General features: G+C 66.0%; 17 protein-coding genes. 7 read left to right on the forward strand and 10 right to left on the reverse strand.

The window, feature by feature from the left end; genetic code table 11:
- Window positions 1-10 precede the first annotated feature (10 nt).
- Genes RIA72_RS13550 through RIA72_RS13560 form a run of 3 tightly spaced genes read left to right on the forward strand, consistent with a single transcriptional unit; the run spans window position 11 to window position 2,585 of the window.
- Window positions 11-676: a Tim44/TimA family putative adaptor protein gene (locus RIA72_RS13550; protein ID WP_350032586.1), complete on the forward strand. Its 666-nt coding sequence runs from the start codon at window positions 11-13 to the stop codon at window positions 674-676.
- A 4-nt stretch (window positions 677-680) separates the two neighbouring features.
- Window positions 681-2,003, forward strand: coding sequence for a murein transglycosylase A (mltA, locus tag RIA72_RS13555; RefSeq protein WP_350032587.1), 1,323 nt, complete (start codon window positions 681-683; stop codon window positions 2,001-2,003).
- Between the two features lie 6 nt (window positions 2,004-2,009).
- Window positions 2,010-2,585 (forward strand): Smr/MutS family protein, encoded by a 576-nt coding sequence (locus RIA72_RS13560; RefSeq protein WP_350032588.1) that lies wholly within the window; start codon window positions 2,010-2,012, stop codon window positions 2,583-2,585.
- Here RIA72_RS13560 and dapE read toward each other — a convergent pair.
- The gene (gene dapE / locus RIA72_RS13565) at window positions 2,582-3,715 is read right to left on the reverse strand and encodes a succinyl-diaminopimelate desuccinylase (protein WP_350032589.1); all 1,134 of its coding nucleotides are present in this window, start codon (window positions 3,713-3,715) and stop codon (window positions 2,582-2,584) included. The two genes, RIA72_RS13560 and dapE, sit on opposite strands and share 4 nt — an antisense overlap.
- Window positions 3,716-3,812: 97 nt before the next feature.
- On the opposite strand from dapE, the gene RIA72_RS13570 reads away from it, so the two are divergent.
- Window positions 3,813-4,280: a cupin domain-containing protein gene (locus tag RIA72_RS13570; protein ID WP_350032590.1), complete on the forward strand. Its 468-nt coding sequence runs from the start codon at window positions 3,813-3,815 to the stop codon at window positions 4,278-4,280.
- 21 nt (window positions 4,281-4,301) lie between these two features.
- Here the strand turns inward: RIA72_RS13570 and RIA72_RS13575 are convergent, their stop codons facing one another.
- The 7 genes from RIA72_RS13575 to hisG form a co-directional block, all read right to left on the reverse strand.
- Window positions 4,302-5,588 carry a cytochrome P450 gene (locus RIA72_RS13575; protein ID WP_350032591.1) on the reverse strand — a complete coding sequence of 429 codons (1,287 nt, stop codon included), beginning with the start codon at window positions 5,586-5,588 and terminating at the stop codon, window positions 4,302-4,304.
- 73 nt (window positions 5,589-5,661) lie between these two features.
- Entirely contained in the window at window positions 5,662-7,257 is a 1,596-nt protein-coding gene (locus RIA72_RS13580; protein WP_502957957.1) for a helicase HerA-like domain-containing protein, read from the reverse strand.
- 142 nt (window positions 7,258-7,399) lie between these two features.
- On the reverse strand, window positions 7,400-9,529 hold the full coding sequence (locus RIA72_RS13585; RefSeq protein ID WP_350032592.1) for a sodium-translocating pyrophosphatase: 2,130 nt from the start codon (window positions 9,527-9,529) through the stop codon (window positions 7,400-7,402).
- A gap of 180 nt (window positions 9,530-9,709) precedes the next feature.
- Entirely contained in the window at window positions 9,710-10,639 is a 930-nt protein-coding gene (gene thiL, locus RIA72_RS13590) for a thiamine-phosphate kinase (RefSeq protein ID WP_350032593.1), read from the reverse strand.
- Window positions 10,640-10,758: 119 nt separating this feature from the next.
- Window positions 10,759-11,214, reverse strand: a complete 456-nt coding sequence (nusB, locus tag RIA72_RS13595) for a transcription antitermination factor NusB (protein ID WP_350032594.1) — start codon at window positions 11,212-11,214, stop codon at window positions 10,759-10,761.
- A gap of 110 nt (window positions 11,215-11,324) precedes the next feature.
- Entirely contained in the window at window positions 11,325-12,629 is a 1,305-nt protein-coding gene (hisD, locus tag RIA72_RS13600; protein WP_350032595.1) for a histidinol dehydrogenase, read from the reverse strand.
- A complete protein-coding gene (hisG, locus tag RIA72_RS13605) occupies window positions 12,616-13,272 on the reverse strand; it encodes an ATP phosphoribosyltransferase (RefSeq protein WP_350032596.1) in 657 nt (218 codons plus the stop codon). Before hisG ends, hisD begins: the two co-directional genes overlap by 14 nt.
- 39 nt (window positions 13,273-13,311) lie before the next feature.
- On the opposite strand from hisG, the gene RIA72_RS13610 reads away from it, so the two are divergent.
- A complete protein-coding gene (locus RIA72_RS13610) occupies window positions 13,312-14,391 on the forward strand; it encodes a DUF2332 domain-containing protein (protein WP_350032597.1) in 1,080 nt (359 codons plus the stop codon).
- 21 nt (window positions 14,392-14,412) lie between these two features.
- Here RIA72_RS13610 and RIA72_RS13615 read toward each other — a convergent pair whose 3' ends face one another.
- Window positions 14,413-14,835, reverse strand: coding sequence for a hypothetical protein (locus RIA72_RS13615; protein WP_350032598.1), 423 nt, complete (start codon window positions 14,833-14,835; stop codon window positions 14,413-14,415).
- A 54-nt stretch (window positions 14,836-14,889) separates the two neighbouring features.
- Window positions 14,890-16,041 carry a tRNA 2-thiouridine(34) synthase MnmA gene (gene mnmA / locus RIA72_RS13620; protein ID WP_350032599.1) on the reverse strand — a complete coding sequence of 384 codons (1,152 nt, stop codon included), beginning with the start codon at window positions 16,039-16,041 and terminating at the stop codon, window positions 14,890-14,892.
- A 144-nt stretch (window positions 16,042-16,185) separates the two neighbouring features.
- On the opposite strand from mnmA, the gene RIA72_RS13625 reads away from it, so the two are divergent.
- Both RIA72_RS13625 and sciP read left to right on the forward strand, forming a co-directional pair.
- A complete protein-coding gene (locus RIA72_RS13625; RefSeq protein WP_350032600.1) occupies window positions 16,186-16,566 on the forward strand; it encodes a hypothetical protein in 381 nt (126 codons plus the stop codon).
- A 2-nt stretch (window positions 16,567-16,568) separates the two neighbouring features.
- Window positions 16,569-16,868, forward strand: a complete 300-nt coding sequence (gene sciP, locus RIA72_RS13630) for a CtrA inhibitor SciP (protein ID WP_350032601.1) — start codon at window positions 16,569-16,571, stop codon at window positions 16,866-16,868.
- Window positions 16,869-17,031: the final 163 nt, after the last annotated feature.

Raw genomic sequence — 17,031 nt, forward strand, 5'->3', positions numbered from 1 at the left:
ACCCTTGACCGTGACTGCTTTTTCGATCGTCCTGCTCGCCATGATCGCCGCCTTCCTTGGGATGCGGCTCTATTCGGTGCTCGGCAAGCGCACGGGTCACGAACAGGAACCCGTCCTGCCACGCCGCGACGACCGCGCCGCACCGACGCCGATCCGCGTCGACGATGGCGACACGCCTGCGCTCGCCGCGCCGGCATCGGATACGACGGGCCTCGTCTATGAACCCGCTGCCGAGGCGGGTCTGCGCCAGCTGCTCGCGACCGACCGCAATTTCGACGCGGGCCGCTTCATGGAGGGGGCCGAGGCGGCGTATCGAATGATCCTCGAAGCCTATTGGAAAGGCGATCGGGACACGCTCCGCGACCTGTGCGACGACGACAGCTACGAAGCCTTTGCGGAGGCGATCGCAGCACGCGAGGCGCGCGGCGAAACGCTCGACAACCGTTTGATCGGGATCGATTCGGCCAAGATTACCGCGGTCGAACTCAATCGCGGCGAAGCGCGCATCAGCGTGCGTTACCACGCCGATATCAGCGCGGTGACGCGCGATGCCGATGGCAAGTTGATCGCCGGTTCGATGAGCGACGCGGCGCAGACCGACGATCTTTGGACCTTCCGCCGTCAGATCGGCAGCAATGACCCCAATTGGGTGCTCGACGAAGCCGAATCGGCCTGATCCCATGCGTCGGACGGCCGGGGCGCCGCGCGCGTGTCTTTTCGGATTCGCGCTGCTGGCTGTCCTGCCGCTGATTTCAGGCTGCGCATCGGTTGTTCCTGTCGCAGACAGCCGCCCCGCCACGGCGACCACGCCCGCTCGCCCGATGGGCGTTCCCCGCCCCTATGTGCCGCGCCCGTCGGAGCGGCCCGGTGCCGCCGCGCAGCCGATTCCCGCGACACCGCGCGCGCCGATACCAGCCGCTGCCTCCGCTGACGCGACGACGGCCGCCGCCAGCGGCGTGGTCGCCGGTCCCGACTTTGCAACGCTCGCCATCCCCGCCGAGCAGGCGGCGCGCGCGCTCGCGGCCTTCCGCATCAGCTGCCCCTCGGTGCAGCGGCGCGCCGATACAAGCGGCCTGACGCAAGGCGCCGACTGGAACGAAAGTTGCAATGCCGCAAAAAGCTGGGCGGACAGCGACGCGCTGACCTTCTTCGCCCGCCATTTCGCGACGGTACAGATCGGGACGGGCTCGGCTTTTGTCACCGGCTATTACGAACCCGAAATCGCCGCATCGCGGACAAAACAGCCGGGCTATGACGTTCCCATTTACCGCCGCCCCGACGACCTGGTTGACGTCGACCTCGGCCAGTTCGCCGACGACCTCAAGGGCCGCAAGATCCGCGGGCGCGTCGAGAACGGCAATTTTGTTCGCTATTATGACCGCTTGGCAATCGAAAGCGGCGCGCTGGAGGGGCGCGGTCTCGAAATCGCCTGGGCCGCCGACGCCGCCGAATTTTTCTTCCTCCAGGTGCAGGGGTCGGGACGCCTACGCCTGCCCGACGGCGGCGTGATGCGCATCGGTTACGACGCGCAGAATGGCCGCGGCTATGTCGGCATCGGCAAATTGCTGCTCGATCGCGGCGAACTCCAACGCGGACAGGCATCGATGCAGGGCATCCTCGACTATCTGCGCGCCGACCCCGTGCGCGGCGCGGCGGTGATGAACGAAAATCCCAGCTGGGTTTTTTTCCGCGAACTCACGGGCCCCGGCCCGCTCGGCGCGCTGGGCGTCCCCGTTACCGGCCGCGCGAGCGTTGCCGCCGATCCCAAATATGTGCCGCTTGGCGCCCCCGTCTTCCTTTCTCTCGACCGCGCCGAGCCCAATGGCCTGTGGGTGGCCCAGGACACCGGCGGCGCGATCAAGGGCGCCAACCGCTTCGACAGCTTCTGGGGGGCGGGCGACGACGCGCGCGCGATCGCCGGCGGCATGGCGGCGCGCGGATCCGCCCTGCTATTGCTTCCGCGTGCCAGCGTTGCGCGGTTGCTTCCTCCGTCCGCCGGTTGAACCTGTATGCCGCGGCGCCTCGATCCCGACGAAAGCGCGCTCTGGAAAAAGGTTGCGGCGACCGTAACCCCGCTCCCCAGAGGGTCGGCGCCGCTCGCGCCCACGGCGGCGCCGACGGTCAAGCCGCCGCAGCCCGGTCCGCGCAGCCTTGCCGCGTCGGCAGCTCCGCCGCGAACACCCACCAAATTACCCCCTCCGCGCCGTACGCACCAGACGGCGACGCTCGACGGCCATTGGGACCGCCGCCTGCGCAAGGGGCTGGTGCGGCCGGACATGAGCATTGACCTGCACGGCCATACGCTCGCGTCGGCGCAAGCGCTGCTCGATGACGCGATCGGCCGCGCGCTCCTCCGCGGCGCGCGCGTGCTGCTCGTCGTCGCGGGACGCCTTCGCCCCGGCGCCGACCGTCTGCCGCAGATGCAGGGATTACCGCGCCCGCGCGGCGCGATCCGCGCGGCCCTTCCCGACTGGCTCGCCTACTCGCCTAATGCAGATCAAATTGTGGCGCTTCGCCCCGCCCATATCAGCCATGGCGGCGCGGGCGCCGTCTATGTGATTCTACGGCGCAGCCGCGACGACTAAAGAAAAGCGCGCATCAAGATGCCGCGATAGATGGCGGCCAGCCGGTGCAAATCCTCGACCGCCACCGCTTCGTCCAGCTTGTGCATCGTCGCGTTGATCAGCCCGAATTCGACTACGGGGCATAGGGCATGGAGGAAGCGCGCGTCCGATGTCCCCCCGGTCGTCGACATTTCGGGGCAAAGATCGGTTTCGGCATGGATCGCCTCGGCGACCAGCTCGGACAATTCGCCGGGGGGGGTCAGAAAGGCCTCGCCCGAAATCTTGCCCAGCACCTTGGCGCCGGGCTCGACATCGTGCGCGATGCGCTCGATCATCGCGACCAGGTCGGCGCCCTTGTGCTGATCGTTGAAACGGATCGACAGCCGCGCGCGCGCTGAGGCCGGAATCACATTCGTCGCACCGTTGCCGACCTCGATGTCGGTGAACTCGATGTTCGACGGCTGGAACCAGTCGGTCCCCGCGTCGAGGCTCACCGATTCGATGGCCGCCAATATCTTCACCAGCTTGGGGATCGGATTGTCGGCAAGATGCGGGTAGGCGACATGCCCCTGCGTTCCCGGCACGTCGATCCAGATGTTGACCGATCCGCGCCGCCCGATCTTCACCATGTCGCCGAGCCTGTTCACCGATGTCGGTTCGCCGACGACGATCATGTCCGGCTTCACCCCCCGCGCGGCCATATGCTCCATCAGCGCGCGTGTGCCAAAGATCGCGGGGCCTTCCTCGTCGCCCGTGATGATCAGGCTGATCGTGCCGGCCTCTGGCGGAGTCGCCGCCGCCGCCGCGACGAACGCCGCGATCGCCCCCTTCATGTCGACCGCACCGCGCCCATAGAGCAGGTCGCCGCGGATTTCGGGCGCAAAGGCGTCGCCCGTCCACCCCACCCCCGGCGGCACGACGTCGAGGTGCCCGGCAAATCCGAAATGCACCGGCCCCCTGCCCGCGCGCACCGCGAGCAGATTTTCAACCGGGCCGTCGGGTTCAATGCCGTCGATGAAGCGTTCGACGGTGAAGCCCAGCGGTACGAGTGCCGCCTCGAGCGCGTCGAATACGGCGCCCGTGGCAGGGGTGACGCTCGGCGCGGCGATCAGTGCCTTGGCCAGTTCGACGGGATCGACATGCTGGGTCATGCCCGCCCTTTACGCTTTCGTACCCTGCGAAGTCGAGGCTTTGCATCGCGGCCCCTCTATGCGAAACAAAGGTGGAACAAAGTGCACGAGGACTGCCATGCCCAAGCTCGATCTCGATTCGATTCCCCAGACCAACGCCACCGGCTACCCCGCGCCCTTCGACGCGCCTGTGCAGGGCCGCTGGTACCGCCGCCTCGCGCCCCCGACGGGGCTCAGCGACTTTTCCGCGAGCCATGTCGTGCTCAAGCCCGGCGCCTGGTCCTCCCAGCGCCACTGGCACGACGGCGAGGACGAGATGCTGGTGATGATTGCCGGCGAGGCGGTGCTGATCGAGGATGACGGGCGCCAGCCGATGCGGCCGGGCGACATCGCGGTGTGGCCGAAGGGCAATACCAACGGCCACCACCTGATCAACGAATCGGATGCCGACTGCGTCTTCGTCGCGCTCGGCGGCGGCAAGGCCCGCGACACCGGCGGCGGCTATTCGGACATCGACATGATTTTCACGCCCGACGGCTATTTCCACAAGGACGGCACGCCCTATCCGACGAAACGGATTCCCTGAACGGAGCCGTCAGACCGGCCGCTATGCCGCCGCAAACCGGATCGGCAACCGCTTCAGCCCGCCGACGAACACCGATTCGACACGCGCGGGTTCGCCCGCCAGCTCGATACGGCTCAGCCGCGGCAGCAGTTCTTCCAGCAATATGCGCATCTCCAGCCGCGCCAGATGCTGTCCCAGGCACACATGCGCGCCAAAACCGAATGCGATCTGTTCATTCTTCGCGCGGTCGGGATCAAAGACAAAGGCATCGGCGAACACCGCCTCGTCGCGGTTCGCCGACACATAATTGAGCATCAGCCAGTCGCCCGCGCGGATCACCTGCCCGCCGATCTCGACATCCTCCCTGGCGCTGCGCATGAAATGCTGCACGGGCGTGGTCCAGCGGATTGCTTCCTCGATCACTCCCGCCTTGTCGGCATCCCAATCGCGAAAGCGCGCGAACAGCGCCGGGTTCTTCGCAAGCTCCATCACCGCGCCCGCAGTCGATGCGCTCGTCGTGTCGTGCCCTGCGGTCGCGATGATCATATAATATCCCGCCATCTCGCGGTCGGGGATAGGCTCGCCGCCGATGGTGGCATTGGCGATCACCGTCGCAATATCCTGCCGCGGATTGGCGCGGCGGTCGGCGGTTAGCGCGCCGAAATAATTTTCGAAATCGGCGATGACATAATTGATCATCGCGATCGCCTGTTCGCTGGAGGTGATCGCTTCCTTGCTGCGGTTGAGCTCGGGGTCGGTCGGCCCGAACAATTGCTGCGTCAGCATCAGCATCCGGGGCTCGTCCTCGGGCGGCACCCCCAATATGTCCATGATGACGCGCAGCGGATAATGCGCCGCGACGTCGCGCGCAAAATCGCATTCATTCCCCAAATCCAGCATCCGGTCGACGGTGTCGCGCGCGATCTGGCGAATGCGATCCTCGATCGTCTTCAGGTTCCTGGGCATGAACCAGCTCTGCGTCAGCAACCGGTATTTCATATGATCGGGCGCATCCATCTGGACCAGCGAGCGGATCAAATGCCCATCGTTCCCCGGCGTTGCCGCGCGCGCCAGCGCCTCACCCGCACGGTCGGTCAGCACCGTGGGGCGAATGCCGTTGGCAAAGCGCTGGGGGTCGCGGCTGATCGCCATCACATCGGCGTGGCGCGTGACGAGCCAGAAGGGATCGTGGTTCGGATTCTCCGCAACGCCAAGCGGCATGTTCGCGCGCGCCCAGCCAAGCTGTTCGTGCAGCGGCTCCCACGCGCCATAGGCGACCGGATTGACGATCGCAGCGGCTACCTCTCCGGGCAATTTAGGTTTTGTCATGCAACCAAAGCTGCCGCGTTTCGCCCGCGGAGTCGACTGCAAAAGACAACAGGTGGCGCGTCGTCCCCCCCGCCTATTTGAACAGGCCGCCCAAAATTCCGCGCATCAGCTGGCTGCCGAACTTGCCCGCAACCTGACGGCCGATGCTCGTCGCCGCCGACCGTGCTGCCGATTGCATCATCTTTTCGGCCATGCTCGGCTTCGCGGCCTCGCGCGCCGCCGCTTTTTCCATCCGGATGCGCTCGCGTTCCTCGGCCGCCTTGCGCTTTGCTTCTTCCTTCGCGGCAAGCGCGGCGGCCTTGTCGGCTTCGGCCTGCGCCTTGGCCTCGATCGCGGCGGCCTGTGCCTGTTCGGCCTTGGCGGCGAGCAGCTCCTCGGCGCTTTCGCGGTCGACCGGCGTGTCATATTTGCCCTCGACGGGCGAGATCGACTGGATGATCGCGCGCTCCTTGGCATCCAGCGGCCCCGCGCGCGAACAGGGCGGCTTGATCAGCGTCCGCTCGACCGGCGACGGCGCGCCGTCGGGCATCAGCAACGACACCAGCGCCTCGCCGACCTTGAGTTCGGTGATCTCGCGCGCAACATCGATTTTCGGATTGGGACGAAAGGTCTCGGCGGCCGCCTTCACCGCTTTCTGGTCGCGCGGGGTGAAGGCACGCAGCGCGTGCTGGACGCGGTTGCCAAGCTGGCCCGCCACATCCTCGGGAATGTCGATCGGGTTCTGCGTTACGAAATAGACGCCGACCCCCTTCGATCGGATCAGCCGCACGACCTGTTCGATCTTTTCGGTCAGCGCGGGGGGCGCATCGTCGAACAGCAGGTGCGCCTCGTCGAAGAAAAAGACCAGCTTCGGCTTGTCGGCATCGCCGACTTCGGGAAGCGTCTCGAACATCTCCGAGAGCAGCCACAGCAGGAAGGTCGCATAAAGCTTGGGGCTCGCCATCAACTTGTCGGCGGCGAGGATGTTCACATAGCCGCGCCCCTTCTCGTCGGTGCGGATCATGTCCTGAATGTCGAGCGCGGGTTCGCCAAAGAAATGGTCGCCGCCCTGGCTTTCCAGCGACAGCAATTGCCGCTGGATCGCGCCGACGCTCGCCTTGGTGACATTGCCATATCTGGCGGTGAGTTCGTCGGCATTTTCGGCGCACCAGGCGAGCATCGCCTGGAGATCGCCCAGGTCGAGCAGCAGCATATTCTGTTCGTCGGCGACCCGGAACGCGATCGCGAGTACGCCTTCCTGCGTCTCGTTGAGCCCCATCAGCCGCGCGAGCAACAACGGCCCCATTTCGGAGATGGTCGTGCGCACCGGATGCCCCTGCTCGCCGAACAGGTCCCAGAAGATCACGGGATTGTCGCGATAGGCCCATTGCGTATCGCCGATCTCGGCGGCGCGTTTTGAAAAGGGTTCGTGCACCTTCGCGGTTGGGCTTCCGGCCATCGCCATGCCGGCCAGGTCGCCCTTCACATCGGCGACAAAGACCGGAACGCCCACCGCCGAAAAGCCCTCGGCAAGCCCCTGCAGGGTGACGGTCTTGCCCGTGCCGGTCGCCCCGGCGATCAGCCCGTGGCGGTTGGCACGTTTCAACACCAGCGACTGCCGCGGCCCGTCGGGCGCCCCGCCACCGCCAAGGCCGATATAGATTTCGCTCGCCGCGCTACCCTCGCTCACTCGCCATCCTCCGCTTGATAACCCACTGCAAAGGTTAGAGCGGCCTCGACACACAAGCAATCAGCAAACCCCGATGAAACAGCAAAAGACCCCGCCGGATCGCTCCGGCGGGGTCGTTAATGGCCCATCGGGGCGACGCGGCCTAGACTGCGCCGTGTGCCAGCGCCGCGAGGAGCAGGATCGCCACGATATTGGTGATCTTGATCATCGGGTTGACCGCCGGACCCGCGGTATCCTTGTACGGATCGCCGACGGTGTCGCCGGTGACAGCAGCCTTATGCGCTTCGCTGCCCTTGCCGCCGTGGTTGCCGTCCTCGATATACTTCTTCGCATTGTCCCAGGCGCCGCCGCCCGAGGTCATCGAGATGGCGACGAACAGCCCCCCGACGATCACGCCGAGCAGCAGCGCGCCGAGCGCCTCCAGCGCCGCGGCCGGGCCCGCGACGCTGCGGATCACGAAATAGACGACGATCGGAGCGAGGACGGGAAGCAGCGACGGGATCACCATTTCCTTGATCGCCGCCTTGGTGACGAGGTCGACGGTGCGGGCGTAGTCGGGACGGCTGGTGCCGTCCATGATACCCTTGTTGTTCGCAAACTGGTCGCGGACATCCTTCACCACGTCGCCCGCCGCCTTGCCTACCGCGGTCATGCCGAGCGCGCCGAACAGATACGGAAGCAGCGCGCCGAGCAGCAACCCGACAATGACATAGGGCGACGAGAGCGAGAAGGTCAGCGGTGCATCGATACCGAGCGCGGCCGAATATTCGGCAATGTCGGCGGTGTAGGTGCCAAAGAGCACCAGCGCCGCCAGGCCCGCCGATCCGATCGCATAGCCTTTCGTCACCGCCTTGGTCGTGTTGCCCACGGCGTCGAGCAGGTCGGTCTTTTCGCGCACGCTGTCATCGAGGCCCGCCATTTCGGCGATGCCGCCGGCATTGTCGGTGACAGGGCCATAGGCGTCGAGCGCGACGACCATGCCCGCGAGCGCGAGCATCGCGGTGGCGCCGAAGGCGATACCGATGATGCCCGCGACCTGATAGGCGACGATGATACCGACGCAGATCACGAGCGTCGGCAGTGCGGTCGATTCAAGGCTGATGGCGAGGCCCTGGATCACATTGGTGCCGTGGCCCGTTTCCGACGCCTTGGCGATGCTGCGCACCGGACGATAGTTGGTGCCGGTATAATATTCGGTGATCCAGATGATGATTCCCGTGATCGCAAGGCCGAGCAGCGAGCAATAGAAAAGGTCGCTGCCGTTGAACTCGGTCCCCGCAATGTTGGTTGCCATGTCGCCCAGCGCATATTGCGTCGAGAACCAGATCGCCGGGATCGACAGGATCGCGGTGACAAGGAAGCCTTTGTACATCGCGCCCATGACATTGTTCGACGAACCGAGGCGCACGAAATAGGTGCCGATGATCGAGGTGATGATGCACACGCCGCCGATCAGGAGCGGCAGGCTCATCAGCGGCACGAGCGCCTCGCCCGCACCCTTCAGAAGCAGCGCGATCAGCACCATCGTGGCGCCGACGGTGACGACATAGGTTTCGAAAAGATCCGCCGCCATACCGGCGCAGTCGCCGACATTGTCGCCGACGTTATCGGCGATCACCGCCGGGTTGCGCGGATCGTCCTCCGGAATGCCCGCCTCGACCTTGCCGACCAGGTCGGCGCCGACGTCGGCAGCCTTGGTGAAGATACCGCCGCCGAGACGCGCGAAAATCGAGATGAGCGAGGCGCCGAAGGCCAGTGCGACGAGCGCATCGACCACCGTGCGGTCCTCGCCGCCAACAGTGTAACCCCCGGGCCCGGTAAGATACCAGAAAAAGACCGCGATCGCGAGCAGCGCAAGGCCCGCTACCAGCATCCCGGTGATCGCGCCGGCGCGGAACGCCATCGTCAGGCCCGCCTGAAGACCCGTCTGCGCCGCGGCCGCGGTGCGGACATTGGCCTTTACCGAGATGTTCATGCCGACAAAGCCCGCAACGCCCGACAGGACAGCGCCGAGGACAAAACCGGTCGCCGAGATCGGGCCGAGAAAATAGCCGACCACAATGGCGACGGCGACACCGACAATGGCGATGGTACGATATTGACGGCCGAGATAGGCCTTGGCGCCTTCCTGAATGGCGCCAGCGATTTCCTGCATCTTCTCATTACCCGCCGGTGCGCTGAGCACCTGCCGCGAGGTAATGAATCCATAGAGCACAGCCAAAAGGCCGCACGCTATCGCGATCAGAGTCGGATAACTATTGGCAGGATCCATGCGTATTGCTTCCTTCCCATGAGAAGGGCGACGCAGAAGATAGCAGTCGAGCACGTCCGACTATTGTTGCCGGTTCGCCCTCTCCCCTGATGCGACCGCCCCAAATTTGAACGCCGGGGTTATGGGAAGAAAGAATGCAGAGGGCAAGCCCGCAATCGCCACCGCATCAAGGCTTTGCGGTCAGTGCATGAATCCCGTCCGTTCGGGGACCGCAATTCGCTGCGCATGATGCGTCAGCACGATCCCCTCGCCCACCCCCGCATGGCCGATCGCCGTTACGCCGAGATCGAGTGCGCCGGCGATTTCGCGGATCGCATCCGCGGCCGCCGGGTCGGCGGCGAACAGCAGTTGGTAATCGTCCCCCGCCGTCGCCGCGGCGAGCCGCGTGTCGAGCACATCGGGCCGCACAGCGAGCAGCGCGGCGGACAGCGGGATCGCCTCGACCATGATTCCGAGCTGGCATCCGCTGGCCGCCGCCATGCGTTCCGCGTCGATCAGCAGTCCGTCGGACACGTCCATCATCGCATGGACATGCGGCGCCACCGCCTGCCCGAAGATTATCTGCGGTTGCGGCCGGCAGTATGCGGCGAGGCAGGTTTCGTTGGCATCGACCTGCCCCAATCGCATCGCAAGCCCCAATCCGGCATTCCCGATCGTTCCTGTAACCCAGATCCGGTCGCCGGGTCGCATCCCACTGCGGGACGGCGCGCCGCTCGCAGGCGCGCGGCCGATGGCGGTCAGGCCGAGGCTGCGGGGTGTTCCCGTGGGCGCGCGCACCGTATCGCCGCCGAGCAGAATGATGCCGAAGCGGCGCAGCGCCACGTCGAGCCCTTCGGCAAAGGCCGCGTCCCACGCCGCATCGCCGAGGCTGTAGCCGGCGAGCACTCCGACGGGCGCCGCGCCCTTTGCGGCGAGGTCCGACAGGTTCACCGCCACCAGCTTCCACGCGACATCCTGCGGCCGGTCGTCGGGCAGGAAATGCACGCCCTCGACGATCATGTCGTGCGTGAGGACAAGGCCTTCCCACACCGCCGCATCGTCGGCGAGGCCGCGCGCAGCGGGATCGGTCGCGATGGCGCGCAGGCGGGCGATGAAATCGGCTTCGGACATATCACCCTCTCGTTCAACGAGGGATGTCCTTATCCGTTCGTGTCGAGCGAAGTCGAGACACCCATCGGCGTTAAGCCAAGCCGAGGGCATCTCGACTTCGCTCGATGCAAACGGATGTATTACGTGCCGGTTCCCCGTACATCCTTGCCGATCGCATCGAGCAGGCCGTTGGCGAAACCCGACTCGCGGCCAACGAAAAAGGCCTTTGCGACGTCGACATATTCGCTGACCACCGCGCCGACCGGCACATCGCCGCGCGCGAGGAGTTCATAAGTGCCCGCGCGCAGGATCGCCTTCATCGTGCGGTCGAGCCGCTCCATCGTCCAGCCGCTCGCCAGCCGCGCCGTGATAGCGGCGTCGATCTCCTCGCGGCGCGCCAGCGTGCCCTTGACGATGTCGTCGAAAAAGGGAACGTCGGCCTCTGCATATGCGGCGTCCTCGATGACGGCGCCGATGCGGTGCTGGTGAAATTCGTGAATGAGCTGCGCGACCGGCGTTCCCTCCATCTCGTGCTGATAGAGCGCCTGCACGGCGGCAAGGCGGGCGGCGGAGCGGGATTGGGCGCGTTTGTTCATAACATTCGTTTCTAACTCAAATCGTCATCCCGGCGAAGGCCGGGATCTCGTCATTGCGGAATGACGCACCGGCGAGATCCCGGCCTTCGCCGGGATGACGAGGATGGGATTCAAAGACTGGTCTTGTTCAATCTGTTGGCGACGCTCAACGCATGGGCCGGCAATCCCTCCGCTCCCGCCAGCACGACCGCGGCCGGACCGATCGCCGCGAGGCTTGCTTCGTCGAGCGCAAGGAAACTCGTGCGCTTCATAAAATCGGTGACCGACAGTCCGCTCGAAAAGCGCGCGCGGCGTCCGGTGGGGAGCACATGGTTGGGGCCGGCGACATAATCGCCGATCGCCTCGGGCGTCTGCCGCCCGAGAAAGACCGAGCCCGCGTGGCGGACGCGCGCAAACAGCGCCTCCGCCTCGGCTGGATCGACCGCGAGTTCGAGATGTTCGGGCGCGAGCCGGTCGCAAAGCGGGATCGCATCGGCCAGCGCCGGAACGACGACCACCGCGCCATTGTCGCCCCAGCTCGCCCGCATCGTCGCCGCGGTCGACAGCGTCGGGATGAGGTTCGCTACCGCTGCCACCACCGCATCGGCGAAATCCGCGTCATCGGTGAACAGGATCGACTGGCTCGTCGGATCATGCTCCGACTGGCTCATCAGGTCGGCGGCGATGACATGCGGGTCGTTTGCGTTGTCGGCGACGACGACGATCTCGCTCGGCCCCGCCACCATGTCGATGCCAACGACGCCATAAAGCTGGCGCTTCGCCTCCGCGACCCAGGCATTGCCGGGGCCGGTGACGACGTCGACCGGCGCAATCTTCTGCGTTCCATAGGCGAGCGCCGCGATCGCGTGCGCGCCGCCGATCCTCCAGATTTCGTCCACCCCGCCGAGATGCGCCGCGGCCATCACCACCGGATTAACCTCGCCGCCGGGCGTCGGGGTCATCATCACGATACGCTCGACCCCCGCGACCTTCGCAGGGATGATGTTCATCAGCACCGACGAGGGATAGGCGGCGCGCCCGCCGGGGACATAGACGCCCGCGGCATCGACGCCGCGCCATCGTGCGCCAAGCCGCGCACCCGTTTCGTCGCGATAGTCGCGGTCCTCGGGCAATTGCGCGGTGTGATAGGCACGGATGCGCTCTACGGCGAGATTGAGCGCATCGCGCAGTTCGGGCGCCAGCGCCGCATAGGCCGCGGCGCATTCCTCTTTGGATATGCTCCAGCCGCTCGCATCGAGATCGAAGCGGTCGAACTTCGCGGTATAGTCGGCGAGCGCCTTGTCGCCGTCCGCCTTCACGCGCGCGATAATCGCGGCGACGTCGGCCGACACGTCGGACGCGCTTTCGCGCCGGTCGTTTACCAGCGCGTCGAACGCAGCGACGAAGCCGGGCGCGGAGGCATCAAGCTGGCGCATTACCAACCACTGTACGGAATTTTTCGACCAGCGCGGGCACCTCGGCCGAATTGAGCTTGAACGCCGCGCGGTTGACGATCAGCCGCGCCGACACCTCGCTGATGATCTTCTGTTCGGCAAGCGCATTTTCGACGAGCGTACGCCCGGTCGAAACCAGGTCGACGATGTGCGAGGCCAGCCCCAGCTTCGGCGCAATCTCCATCGCGCCATTCAATTTGATGCACTCGGCCTGGATACCCTGCGCCTCGAACCAGCGGCGCGTCGTCGCGGGATATTTGGTCGCGACGCGGATATGGCTTTCGCCCAGCCCCGGCGGCGCGCTGCCCTCCGGCCCCGCGAGCGACAGGCGGCAATGACCGATGCCAAGGTCGACCGGCGCGTAAAGCTCGCTGTAATCGAACTCGTCGACGACGTCAGACCCGACGATGCCAAGCTGCGCCGCGCCGTGGGCCACAAAGGTCGCGACATCGAACGCGCGCACGCGGATCAGCGAGATATGCGGCTGATTTGTCCCGAACACCAGCGCGCGGCTTTTCTTGTCGAAGAAATCCGCCGCAGGCTCGATACCGACGCGCGCGAGCAGCGGCAGCGCCTCGTCGAGAATGCGCCCCTTGGGGATGGCAAAGATGATCGGTTCGGGCATAAGCGCGCCAGCCCATAAGCGGAGCCGGGAGAAAGGGCAATGAGCGAGCGTTACCAGCCGATCGACATGGCGGAAACCGGACCCCGGGCGGTGCGCACCGCCTTTGCCAATCAGGTCGCCTATTGCCGCGCGAACGACGCCCGCGTCACCGCGCGGATCGTCGCGGCGCTGGCGACGCTGCTCGACGCACCCGCCAGCGACTTTGCGCGCCGCATTGCGGACTGGAAAGGCGCGCCGCTCGCCGATGCCTTGCCGCTGCGCGCCGCAGGCGGCGTCCATGCGCTGCACCTGTCGGGCGCCGCGCACGAACTCGCGCCGATCTACGCCGATGCCGAGGACATCAACGACCCCGCGGTGCTTGCCGGCGTCGTGCGCCGCCACGACGCCGCGCTCCTGCCCTGGCTCGACGGTCCGCCGCAGACGAACGAAGCGGGGCGCTCGTCGAATTTCATCGCCGCGATGCTGTGGCTCGCCGACCGCGGCCTGCCGCCACGTTTCGAGTGCCTCGAAATCGGATCGAGCGCGGGGATCAACCTGATGATCGACCGCTATCACTACGACCTTGGCGGCGTGCATGTCGGGCCAAATCCGGGCGCGATCGCCTTCGCGCCCGACTGGCGCGGAAATCACCCGCCGATGCACCGGGTCGACATTGCGAGCCTCAAAGGCTGCGACGTCGCGCCGGTCGACCTCAACGACCCGGCGCAGGCCTTGCGTCTCAAAGCCTATATCTGGCCCGAACACGCCGTCCGCTTCGCGCGCATCGAGGCCGCGATTGCCGAGGCGGGCAAGCGAAAGCCCGACCTGATCCGCGCCAACGCCGCCGATTTTGTGGAAACCGAACTCGCACGGCCGCAGGCGGCGGGAACAACGCGGGTGCTGATGCACTCGATCGTATGGCAATATGTGCCCGCCGACCAGCAGGTGCGCGTTACCGCCGCGATGGAAGCCGCCGCCGCGCGCGCGACGGCCGATCGCCCGATCGCATGGATCGCGCTCGAGGCGAACCGGACGGTGCACCATCACGAACTGGTCGTGCGTTACTGGCCGGGCGGCGGCGATCCCCGCACGCTGGCCCACGCCCATGCGCATGGCGCGTGGATCGAGTGGCTGGGTTAGGGCAGCCCCCGGCGCGCGCCTTCAATGCACCGTGTCGGCGGCGTCCTCTTGGGCCACCGCTGCGGGACGCGAAAGCGTCCACCAGCTGCCGAGCATCAGCAGGACCGACAAGGCCTCGACGATCATGCCCTGAACGATGCCCGCATTGGTGGGGTCCCCCATCGCGACGCCGAACAGCCGTCCGGCCAGCGCGGTGCCGTAAAGCGCCGCAGGTACGAGCAAGGCGCGCACCCACGCCGGGACCAGCGCGCCGAGCGCCGCCGCGCCTGCCGATACCAGGAAAAAGGACGACAGATCGGCGCGCAACGTGTTGATCGCGACGCCGCTGATCGTGAAGCCGAAGGTTTCGCTATAGCTCGCGGGATCCAACAACCCGCGTGCGCCGACGATGGCAAAGAAGGCCGCCCACAGCAGAACGGCGCCGCGCAAGACCATGTTGACCATCATATTTCTCCCCGATTTTTGGGCAAGCTGCGGCATCGGGAAGAAAAACTCAATCTATTCCGCGTACAGATGATGAGAAGGGAAGGTCTCTTCGATCCACCCGCCGCCGAACACCCGGCTGTTATCAGCGGCGTCATAGAGCACCGCCGCCTGCCCCGGCGCGACGCCATATTCGGCTTCGGCGAAGATCAGGCGGTCGCCGCTGACGCGCGCCGGAACGGGCTTTGCCATGCTGCGCACCTTGGCCAGCACATCGCGCCCCTCGACATCCGCAAGCCAGTTCGCTTCACCCAGCCGCGCGCCCGCCACGGCAAGCGCGCGCCGCGGACCGACGATCACTTCCTTCGTCGCCGCATCGAGCCGGACGACATAAAGCGGTTCGGCCTGCCCGCCGATCTCGATCCCGCGCCGCTGGCCGACCGTATAGTGGATCAGCCCCTTGTGCGCGCCGAGCACCGTCCCGTCGACATGGACGATCGCCCCCTGATCGTCGGCCTCGGGGCGCAGCTTCCGCACCAGCGTGGCATAGTCGCCGTCGGGCACGAAGCAGATGTCCTGGCTGTCGGGCTTGCCCGCAACGCCAAGGCCAAGGTCGCGCGCAATCTCGCGCACCACGCTCTTTTCGAGTCCGCCGAGCGGAAAGCGCAGGAAGTCGAGCTGCTCCTGCGTCGTCGCGAAGAGGAAATAGCTCTGGTCGCGCGCGGGATCGACCGCGCGGTGCAGCTCGGCCCCGGCGGGCCCCATCACGCGGCGGACATAATGGCCCGTCGCAAGGCAATCGGCGCCGAGGTCCTTCGCCAGCTGGAACAGGTCGGTGAACTTCACCCCCATGTTGCAACGCACGCACGGAATCGGCGTCCGGCCGGCGAGATATTCGTCGGCGAACTGGTCGATCACCGTGTCGCGGAACCGGCTTTCATGGTCATGGACATGATGCGCAAAGCCCAGCCGGTCGGCGACCGCGCGCGCGTCGCGAATATCCTGTCCCGCGCAGCACGCGCCGACGCGCTTCGCCTTGGCGCCATGGTCATAGAGCTGGAGCGTCACGCCGATGACCTCGGCACCCGACCGCGCGGCGAGCGCGGCGACGACGCTCGAGTCGACGCCACCCGACATCGCGACGACGATTCGCCGGTCCTGCATCGGCCCGGCGAGCTGAAAGTCGGCCCGGGCGAGCCCGGCGGGGGAGGAAATCGTTTCGATCATGGTCGGCGCCATCTAGGGACACCGCCCGAAAAAATCCAGCTTTTCCGCGGCCGGCGTCAAGATATTGACAGGGGTTAAGCTTCGCTAACAGGGACTGAAACGGGCATTTACGGGACCTTAGCTCCTCTGGGCTAGACGAGTCGCATGAACCTCGACCCGTCCGATTTCCCGCGCACCGCCGGTGCGGCCCGATTGTCGAAGCCCGCCTTCGACATCATTCTGGCGGTGTCGAGCGCGCGGCAAGCCGCGCTACCCACGGTGCGGACATTGCGCGGACAGGCGCAGCGCAACCGCCATGCCGAGCGGCTTAACGCGCTTAAGGAAATTTTCTGCGGGAGCCGGACACAAGGGAAACAAAAGGAGGCCCGCGTCGTTCGCTTCTTCGATTTGTCGGACGATCGAAACGTCCTGCCCGAAACTATGAACAGCCTGTTTACCAGAGGATTTCAGCCGATGTTGAATCCCTCCGATCTAGATCAGAAGGCGTCGGACACACCCCCATCCGATGTTGAGAATATGGAATGAGCATGATCGAGAATCAGAAAATCCGGCCCGCACAGGTCATCGGCCCCTTGGGCGAACCGCTGACGCTGGACTCGCTGCCCCCGACGACGACGACCCGCTGGGTTGTGCGCCGCAAGGCGGAAGTCGTCGCGGCGGTCAACGGCGGCCTGCTGACGGTCGACGAGGCGTGCGAACGCTATGGGCTCACGCTGGAGGAATTTGCCAGCTGGCAGCGGTCGATCGATCGCAGCGGGATGCCGGGGCTGCGCGTCACGCGCATCCAGCACTACCGCGACCTGTACGAACGCCAGCAGCGCTTCTGAGCCTGCGGAACCGGACCAGATGACAGGAGGGCGCCTTCGGGCGCCCTCTTTTTTGTTTCTTCGCATCGCCGGGGCGCACATCAGAAAAAGAAAATCGTTCGATTTCAGCCGCATGACGATTTTCTTGCAACTCTCCCGTTCACCCGGCGTTAAGCCCCCGAGT

It is taken from the genome of Sphingopyxis sp. (genome assembly GCF_040216815.1).
Lineage (GTDB): Bacteria > Pseudomonadota > Alphaproteobacteria > Sphingomonadales > Sphingomonadaceae > Sphingopyxis.

What these genes read in the sequence shown, in the direction of transcription:
- thiL (WP_350032593.1), bottom strand. Translation starts at nt 10,639, where the DNA reads ATGTCCGAAGCCGATTTCATCGCCCGCCTGCGCGCCATCGCGACCGAT.
- hisG (WP_350032596.1), bottom strand. Translation starts at nt 13,272, where the DNA reads ATGCCCGAACCGATCATCTTTGCCATCCCCAAGGGGCGCATTCTCGAC.
- dapE (WP_350032589.1), bottom strand. Translation starts at nt 3,715, where the DNA reads ATGACCCAGCATGTCGATCCCGTCGAACTGGCCAAGGCACTGATCGCC.
- RIA72_RS13575 (WP_350032591.1), bottom strand. Translation starts at nt 5,588, where the DNA reads ATGACAAAACCTAAATTGCCCGGAGAGGTAGCCGCTGCGATCGTCAAT.
- mltA (WP_350032587.1), top strand. Translation starts at nt 681, where the DNA reads ATGCGTCGGACGGCCGGGGCGCCGCGCGCGTGTCTTTTCGGATTCGCG.
- RIA72_RS13615 (WP_350032598.1), bottom strand. Translation starts at nt 14,835, where the DNA reads ATGGTCAACATGGTCTTGCGCGGCGCCGTTCTGCTGTGGGCGGCCTTC.
- RIA72_RS13610 (WP_350032597.1), top strand. Translation starts at nt 13,312, where the DNA reads ATGAGCGAGCGTTACCAGCCGATCGACATGGCGGAAACCGGACCCCGG.
- mnmA (WP_350032599.1), bottom strand. Translation starts at nt 16,041, where the DNA reads ATGATCGAAACGATTTCCTCCCCCGCCGGGCTCGCCCGGGCCGACTTT.
- nusB (WP_350032594.1), bottom strand. Translation starts at nt 11,214, where the DNA reads ATGAACAAACGCGCCCAATCCCGCTCCGCCGCCCGCCTTGCCGCCGTG.
- RIA72_RS13585 (WP_350032592.1), bottom strand. Translation starts at nt 9,529, where the DNA reads ATGGATCCTGCCAATAGTTATCCGACTCTGATCGCGATAGCGTGCGGC.
- RIA72_RS13625 (WP_350032600.1), top strand. Translation starts at nt 16,186, where the DNA reads ATGAACCTCGACCCGTCCGATTTCCCGCGCACCGCCGGTGCGGCCCGA.
- sciP (WP_350032601.1), top strand. Translation starts at nt 16,569, where the DNA reads ATGATCGAGAATCAGAAAATCCGGCCCGCACAGGTCATCGGCCCCTTG.
- RIA72_RS13560 (WP_350032588.1), top strand. Translation starts at nt 2,010, where the DNA reads ATGCCGCGGCGCCTCGATCCCGACGAAAGCGCGCTCTGGAAAAAGGTT.
- RIA72_RS13570 (WP_350032590.1), top strand. Translation starts at nt 3,813, where the DNA reads ATGCCCAAGCTCGATCTCGATTCGATTCCCCAGACCAACGCCACCGGC.
- hisD (WP_350032595.1), bottom strand. Translation starts at nt 12,629, where the DNA reads ATGCGCCAGCTTGATGCCTCCGCGCCCGGCTTCGTCGCTGCGTTCGAC.